The sequence below is a fragment of the Mesorhizobium sp. M1A.F.Ca.IN.022.07.1.1 genome (assembly GCF_003997575.1).
Classification (GTDB): Bacteria; Pseudomonadota; Alphaproteobacteria; order Rhizobiales; family Rhizobiaceae; genus Mesorhizobium.
On sequence record NZ_RZST01000291.1, the window covers coordinates 1 to 7,588 of the forward strand.

7 protein-coding genes and 1 pseudogene are annotated in these 7,588 nt (G+C 58.5%); 4 read left to right on the top strand and 4 right to left on the bottom strand.

Annotation, left to right across the window (positions count from 1 at the left end):
• The 3 genes and pseudogenes from EOA75_RS25205 to EOA75_RS25215 all read right to left on the bottom strand — a co-directional run.
• Positions 1-348 (bottom strand): annotated as a pseudogene (locus tag EOA75_RS25205) (two-component sensor histidine kinase); the annotation flags it as partial.
• Positions 345-1,070, bottom strand: a complete 726-nt coding sequence (locus EOA75_RS25210) for a response regulator (protein WP_127214134.1) — start codon at positions 1,068-1,070, stop codon at positions 345-347. The gene EOA75_RS25210 and the pseudogene EOA75_RS25205, both read right to left, overlap by 4 nt.
• 652 nt (positions 1,071-1,722) lie before the next feature.
• Complete coding sequence (locus tag EOA75_RS25215; RefSeq protein ID WP_245456882.1) at positions 1,723-2,592, bottom strand: DUF6502 family protein; 870 nt, start codon at positions 2,590-2,592, stop codon at positions 1,723-1,725.
• Positions 2,593-2,810: 218 nt separating this feature from the next.
• Here EOA75_RS25215 and EOA75_RS34205 point away from each other — a divergent pair, with 218 nt between their 5' ends.
• The 4 genes from EOA75_RS34205 to EOA75_RS25230 all read left to right on the top strand — a co-directional run bounded on the left by EOA75_RS34205 (position 2,811) and on the right by EOA75_RS25230 (position 5,262).
• On the top strand, positions 2,811-2,984 hold the full coding sequence (locus tag EOA75_RS34205; protein ID WP_164747549.1) for a hypothetical protein: 174 nt from the start codon (positions 2,811-2,813) through the stop codon (positions 2,982-2,984).
• 49 nt (positions 2,985-3,033) lie between these two features.
• Complete coding sequence (locus EOA75_RS25220; RefSeq protein WP_127214136.1) at positions 3,034-3,291, top strand: hypothetical protein; 258 nt, start codon at positions 3,034-3,036, stop codon at positions 3,289-3,291.
• A gap of 382 nt (positions 3,292-3,673) precedes the next feature.
• Positions 3,674-3,946: a hypothetical protein gene (locus EOA75_RS25225; RefSeq protein ID WP_127325431.1), complete on the top strand. Its 273-nt coding sequence runs from the start codon at positions 3,674-3,676 to the stop codon at positions 3,944-3,946.
• Positions 3,947-4,590: 644 nt separating this feature from the next.
• Positions 4,591-5,262 (top strand): invasion associated locus B family protein, encoded by a 672-nt coding sequence (locus EOA75_RS25230; RefSeq protein WP_164747550.1) that lies wholly within the window; start codon positions 4,591-4,593, stop codon positions 5,260-5,262.
• 191 nt (positions 5,263-5,453) lie between these two features.
• On the opposite strand, the gene EOA75_RS25235 is transcribed toward EOA75_RS25230, so the two are convergent.
• Positions 5,454-7,588, bottom strand: a 2,135-nt coding sequence (locus EOA75_RS25235) for a DUF3772 domain-containing protein (protein ID WP_206517032.1), incomplete at its 5' end; no start/stop codon positions are given.

The following is a 7,588-nucleotide window of genomic DNA, read 5'->3' on the forward strand; positions in this document are numbered from 1 at the left end:
GGGCAACTCGACGGAAGCGACCATTCCCGGCGCGCCGGCATGGCGGCTGACAACCGCCGAAACATCGAGGCCGTTCTGGCGCAGGATCTCGTTCAGCACCTTGGTGTGCTTGCCGTCCTCGAAGCCGTCGGCCGGGCGATCCTTCACGATGATGGGCGCATCGCTTGAATTCGGCGCGCGGGCGGGAGCCAGTTGCACCATGTACTGGATCTGGTGGGCGAGCGGCCCCATGATCAGTTCCGGCGACGGCCCGCCGAGCACCTTGATCGCGACGAAGGTGGCGAGCCCAACGACGCCGAGGATCGAAACGACGAGAAGGATGATCAGCCGCCGGCGCAGCGAGGTCATGCCCCGGTCTCCGCGGTCTCGACGCGCGCGGTCAGTTGATAGCCGCCGTTGCGCACGGTCTTGAACAGGTTCTCCTCGCCCGCCTCGGCGAACTTCCGGCGCAGCCGGCTCATCAGCACGTCGACGGACCGGTCGAGCGGCTCGCGCTCGCGCCCTTGCGTCAGATCGAGCAGCTGGTCGCGCGACAACAGCCGGCCCGGCCTTTCGACGAAAACTTGAAGCAGATCAAACTCGGCGCCGGTAAGGTCGACCAGCGCGCCGTCGGCATGCGTCACCTTGCGCGTGTCCGGCTCCAGCCGGTAACCGGCGAAATGATAGACGCGAACCTTGGGCGGGGCGGCTTCTTCCGGCGCCGAACGCCTCAACACCGCGCGGATGCGTGCAGAAAGCTCGCGCGGATTGAACGGCTTCCCGAGATAGTCGTCGGCGCCGACCTCCAGGCCGATGATGCGGTCGACGTCCTCCTTCAGCGCAGTCAGCAGGATGACCGGGATATGCGGCTTGCGGTCCCGGAGGCTCCGGCAGATGTCGAGACCGGAGCCGTCAGGCAGCATGACGTCGAGCACGATGAGGTCGAACTGGCCCGAGCCGAGCTTCTGCTCGCATTCGCGCCGGTCCGTCGCCACCGACACGCGAAACCCCTGCCCGTCGAGATAGCGACCGAGCAGCGTCCTGATCTCGCGGTCATCGTCCACGACGAGGATATGGGGTTGTGCCTGCATGTCTGCCCGCCTGCCTTTTCGCTTTGATTATAGGGAGCGACGCCGCCGAGCGGCACAGAAAATTGCAACGGAACGTTTCTGCAAGGCCGCTGGAAACATTCGGAAACAAATCTTCCTTTTTCGAAAATCTTCAGCAATACACAGAAGCAAAGCGGCAAAGAAAGACCTTCCTTATCCTACCCTTCATCCGAAGCGCGCAGGAAAGGATCATGTCATGCGTCGCACGCTTTTCGCGCTCGGTCTGTTCTCCATCGCGGCCATCTACCCTTTGCTGGCTGCAGCCGGAGCCCGGCGCCGCGCCCGCAGACGAGCCGCCGACAATCAACCGACAGGACGATGCGGGCGCCCAGGCCCGGTGCTCTGGCATGGATCAATGCGGCACGGGCCGGGGCCGGAAGGCTTCCGTCCCATGGGAAGTTCGCCGAAAGGAGTCGCCCAAAAGAGCTCGAGCGCCCCTCTTCTTGAACGAGCCATCAACGGCTGCGCCGGCTGGCCTGTCTTTCGGTCCCCCAACGCAACCCCAAAGACCGGCCGGTCGGACCGTTGCATTCATGGCATGATGTTGCCGTAGGTCCGCTCGTGAACGGTGGCGACAAGATCGCTCCGGTGATCCGCTGGCTGCCTCAGCGCCACTTCGGCCTCCGGCTCCAACTCATGAAGCCGATCCGCTGGTATCGTCGTGCTGAGGTGAAAATTCGGCACCAGCCGGGGTCCCATCCGAGGTGAGAATATAGATGCCGCAATTCCATCGGCTAGTCCCGCCAGGATCGCTGCGAACAGCCCTGTTCGCATGCTTATTCAAACGAAGGAGCATTTCAATCGCGAGCTTGCGGCTGTGAGCCTCGAGCGCCCTGGCGAGTTCTTGGGAAAGTCCATCATAGTGGACAGCACGTTCGAGGTACGCTGGCTCATCGGCGAGCACGTTCTGGACGGCAGCGGCAGCATGGTCCTGAAGATTCCGGGCAAAGTAATAGAGCCGAACCTCGCCGTCTTCTCGCGGTACAGTGGCTCTTTCCATCAGCACGATTCGGTCGCCCTCGTCGATTTCGACAAGTTTTCTATCGAGCCAATCGTCCAGAACCGCCCTTGGACGCAAATCGCGGGTCACCGCTTCCACGAGGCCGGCAAATGACGCCTGTCCGACCTTGCCCGTTCGGGGCAAAGGCAATGGAAGGCCTTGGCGGTCGACGAATAACGGGTCGGCGAGCCAGCGCGCAACGATGGCACTCGTCCTCGAAACAGACTCAGGCACCACCCGGACTGGAGCACCAGCGCCTCTCAGCCGGCTGACCTCCTTCCGATGTACGCCTGTCAGTAGGCTGACCCTGCTGTCTGTCTGTTCTTTGTCAGACAGTGCGAATTCATGCTCCGCCACACTCACATAAAGCTGCCGCAGCAGGTCAACGAAGGTCGGAAACGTCACCCCGCACTTGATAGCCAGCCGCACTAGGGGACGAAGAACCCTATTTAATGCGTTCTGGACCCCGGCGGCGTCCAGAGAGCGCCCTTCCGATCTGTTCATCAAAGTCTTCACCCGTCAGTCACAAAGACCGTGCCGAAAATAGCCAGCGGGATTATTTCCACAAGGGCATAGGCAATGACGGAAGGAGGCACTCGCATACGCGAGCAATGCATCGCCCATTGACATGTGTGAAATTTTCCCACATCTTTTTTTCGTCATGATAGCTAACCCGCACACGGCAGTCCCCGCCAGACTGAAGCCATGCCGAGGAGTGCCCCTTGAAGAAAACCTATAGCAAGCCGACCATTAGCAAACTCGACATGAGCCTGGAAAAACCAACTCTGAAGCCGATCATAAGCAGAGTCGACGTCAGCTTGAGCGGAACCTCATCCAAGACGGCGCGTCCCGAATCCGCGTCGCAGAAATCCGACCCCTTAGAACAAAGTCGCTAGACGCAGGCCAAGATTGAACTGTGAAGCAGTGAATATCGGACCGTCATCTATGGCGATAGTGCTGCTGGAGCTTAGATTGAGATCGAAGGGTTTTCTCAAGAGCTTATATATGGTGGCGGAACATTGGAGCCGTGGCGGGTTGCCTGTTAACGAATGGGGCCGCTACTTCGCGCTGTTGCCTAAGCGGTTGATTGATGGTTGTTCGGCAACTGGCGCGCTGATGCGCAGATGGCGTGGGGACAGATGGGAGTATCGCCACGAGACCGACGCGGAGACGGAGGCGCGCATCTACGACGAGGCTTGGTGAGAACCGCTTACTCAACGGTGTAAACGTGGAAACAACCTATCGATCTAGCGCCGGACGCTAGGCTTCAAAATTCCGATGCTTTGTCCTCGATACGGGAACGCGTCATTGCGCCACGACGAGGGCATCAACCAAGCGATTGGAAAATCGCAACCACAAATCCAGCCGACTCGCAGCAATGTTGCGAAACAAATTTCCTTTTTTCAGAAACCTTCCGCAACTTTTTGTAGCAAAGCGGAAATAGACACGCACTATTCTGATACTGCTTGAATCGTTCGAAAAGGATCGCCTCATGCATAACTGCATGACATTTGACGGCCCTAGGGATGCGGCTTTGTGGGATAGAGCGGACCAAGATTCACTACCTTGGCCGCGCCGGATTGCATTGCGCGAACTGAAAAGCCGGCTGATCGAGCAACTGCCTCCGAAAGGGATAGGGCTGCTGCCGCAGCAACGTCTCACGACTCGGTTGTCGCTGGCCGAAACTTGGGCAGGCAGTTTTACTGGCGTGAAGCATACGATGGCGGCACAACCCGATTTCGGCTTGGGAGGCACTGGCGGCCCCAGCCCTAAGGGACCAAAGCCGGCTTATTACGCGGATCACAATATCTTCGTCCTCCAGAAAAAGCCGCGCGAGCCCCCGGGGGAACCAGGCTGAAGAATGCGAGCGCCGCGCTTCGAGCTAAGCCTGAACCCGAAATCTTCGCTTCGACGGATTGGGGGCAATTCGTCGAACGATGCAGCCGGCAGTGGAGGTTTGCCCTGACCATGGCGTGCAGCCACTGCCACCGCTGTCTCGGTATGGCGAGCAACCCCAGCCGGTTGCGCCGGCCGGCCCATCAACCTGCATAGGGCCGGCTGGTTTCTCTATGCCGCGACGATGCCGAGTGCGGGAATGAAAGGCCGGTGGCGGCAGGGCTGGTCGCATCGTACCTGGATTGCCTATTCGCAGGCGCGCCCGGCAGCTGAATCACCAGAAAGACAGCATAAGACATCTCCTGCGCGCCCTGCTGCCGCGAAGACCGCCAGACTGTGGTCATTCAGCATCGTCCCGTTTCGATAGGCAGCCTAAGCAAGCTCGACTCCACCTCGGAAACTCTTCTGACGAATAATAGCAAGCAACTGCAGGCCGTGGGAAGTTCGGCAATTTCAGCAAGGCGAGACCGATGCAGCAATCCGGCCTAGTCTCGGGGACGTTGATCAATCTGAGATCACTTGCAATGATTGTAACTGAATGTAAAGAAGACATTTTTGCCACAATTAACATCAGGCCAAGTGTTCCAGACGTGATGGATGCCCCGCATGAAATTGAGTTTGGATCGAGTCATGGCAATAAAACGAATGGCGACGCTCTTAGCGGCCATACTTGTGGTTTCAGGCGGTAACACGCAGGCTTTCGCCTATCGCAAATTACAGGACGAGCAGAGCTGGCCTCCCAGTAACGCCTTGGCCCATCTGAATGGTCGCCGGTGGGGAGAGGTTGAAATGACTCAAGGCACGGCGAGTGAGGAGCCCTCTTCCGTTACATTGCCCAATGGCGCCGATGCCGTAAAGGAGACCTACGGTGATTGGGCTGTTGAATGCCGCATTGCTCAAAACGCAAGGGAGTGCTCCGTAGGGCAGTACCAATTCGATCAGCAGCAGCGGCTGCTGATGTTCTCGATCGAAATCTCTCAGCCAAAAAACGGAGACTACGCCGCTATCATAACGATGCCCTTCGGCCTGAACCTGCCAGACGGCATAAGATTGAGGCTCGGCGATCAGCCTGTCGAGCAGCTGGCAGCTTTCGCCACCTGCTTGCCGACTGGATGTCTGGCACCATTCAAGTTCTCGACTTCAAGCATCGAGACGATGAAGACGACGAAGATCCTCACAGTGAGCGCCAAAGCCTATGCTGGTGGGAAAGACACGAGTTTCAACGTTTCGCTCAAGGGATTCCCGGCAGCTATCGAGCGCCTGAAAAATCTGCAGTAGTAGACCTTTCAGATTGCCGTGGCCGATTGCGCTGCGAAGACCGCTGGCTGCAGTTTGGAGAGGACCTACGCGGACGTTATCTGGCCCTTCGCAATAGCGAAACTCCGGGTAAGCGCTTCGCAAGCAAGATCCGCCCGTAGCTTATGCGTAAATGCGAGAGCTGATCACCTGCGCGGATCTCCAACTCCCCGCTATGATGTATGGAGTGTGATGTCGGCTTGACGAAAGCGTTCAAGGAGCGTGAACAAAAGAGCGCTCTTTGTGTCCGCCACCGCTCGCGGCGAAGCGACGAACGCATAGCTCTTGAAGTTGATTCTTCCGTCGACAATGGCTTCGATAAGAATCACCGGTTGAGGTTCGTCGAGCACGCCCTCGTGTTCGGAATAGATCGCAAGAACGAGCATCTGTATTCTTTTTGGGTCATGGTCGATCGGAACACTGAACTCGATCTCCATTCGGCCGATCGGCTCGGAAGGGGTCATGTTCCGAATCGTCTTGGTTATGAGCTCCGAGTTTGGAACAATGAGCGCGGACCGATCCGAAATCTGGATTTCCGTAGCGCGCACGCTAATCTTCCTGACGTCACCCTCCTCCGTTCCGACCCGGACTGTGTCGCCGATCTTTAGCGGCCTTTCCGCAAGGAGGATCAAGCCTGAGATGAAATTTTGAGTGATCGCCTGCAGCCCAAAGCCGATGCCTACAGAAAGTGCGCTCACGACCAGTGCAATCCGCTCGACGCCGATGCCGAGCGTATTCACCCCCCATAGACATGCCAAAATGAACCCAGCGTACTTCACGACCGTGACGGCGGAGTTGCGGGCCCCGCTGTCAAGCCCCGTCGTCGGAAGATAAGTGTCCTCGAACCAGCGCAGGACTAGGCGGACCGCAGCTAGAGTGAGCCCAAATACGATAGCCGCGCGGACGACAGCGGCTGGTTCGATGGTTATTCCAGCGACGGTTATACTGGAGACGTCGGCAATTCCGGAAAACAGGTTGCCGGTGCCTGGCCCGAAGGGAGCGAACACGAGAACGACCGCCGCGAACATCACCGAAACCCGAACCATCGCCGAGCCGACGACGCCGATCTGCCGCACGGTACCCGGGCGAACCCGGAAGGAGGCGTTAAGGTAACGGGCTATATCCCCCTCTGGCGAACAGACGGCCTGAGCGAAATCGTCTATGGCGAGGACCAGCAGGTAGGCTCCTGAGGCGATAACCGCTATCCATACCACCTGCCGCCCGATGAAAAGCGCCAGGCTTATATACCCGAAAAGCAGTGCGAGAACCGATGTGAGCAAGGCAACGTGCAGGACGAGTTCCACGGCCAGCAGCCATGGCGCCGGCGCCCTGAAAACGGCACCATCCTCGGCGGGCGGATGCGCTCGCAGCAGGCGCCCGGTTCGCAATGCAGCTGCGATCAGAAGAACGTAACAAAGAGCGATGACCAAGTTCAGCAGCGCATTGCCTGCCGAGCTCACGCCAGCAAGACGGCTTGTCTCTACGAGTGCTACTCCGAATGCCATGATCACCGCGGCAAACATGGGATAATGCCGCCAGGCGCGGGCTGTCGCATCGCTTAGCGGTGGAAGACGCCAGCTCCCCCGGTCGTTGAGCAGGAGCGACTGTCCGAGCACGACGACGAACGCCGCAAACGAGGTCGCTCCCAGAAGCAGAGTAAGGAGGGAACTTGCGGCGTCGTTGGCAAAGAATCCGAGCAAGCGAAGTGCCAGCGCGAGCAAATTGAAGGCGAGGACAACCGTTAGGGTGCCGACGGTCGTGAACCACAGTACCAGACCGGACCGGCGAACACGTGTGCCGGGAGCTTTGTGTTTCATAAAGTCGAAACCGAGCGACTCCAGCCGTCGTCTCGCCGGGCCAAATGCCAGTAACGCACCTGCGACACTCAATGCCGCAAGTACTATCGATGGAAAATCGGCACCGCCCTGCTTTGTGAAGGATTGATTGAGAACCCGGTCGACACGCTGAAAGTCAGTTTCCATTGAATTCCCGACCTTGATCCAAAACCCGGACGACAACGGAGAATTTTCTTTCTGAAACGTGCTTCGGTTGAACTCCGCTGAGAGGGAGCGATTGATCGTTTCAAGTGTAGTTGCCGCATTTGTCGCAAGAAGACGACCGCGCTTGATGGCGGAATCGAGTTCAGCGCGACGGGCCTGAATTTGATTTCGCTGCTGACCAATGTCGGCGTCCTCTCCCTTTGACGCCTCGCCGAGTTGTCGCAATTTCTCATCTAAGCCCGCAAGCCCAGGCTCAAGGGTAGCTAACGCTTCTGTTGCAGCCATCTGTATCTCAAGCACCTGCGCCC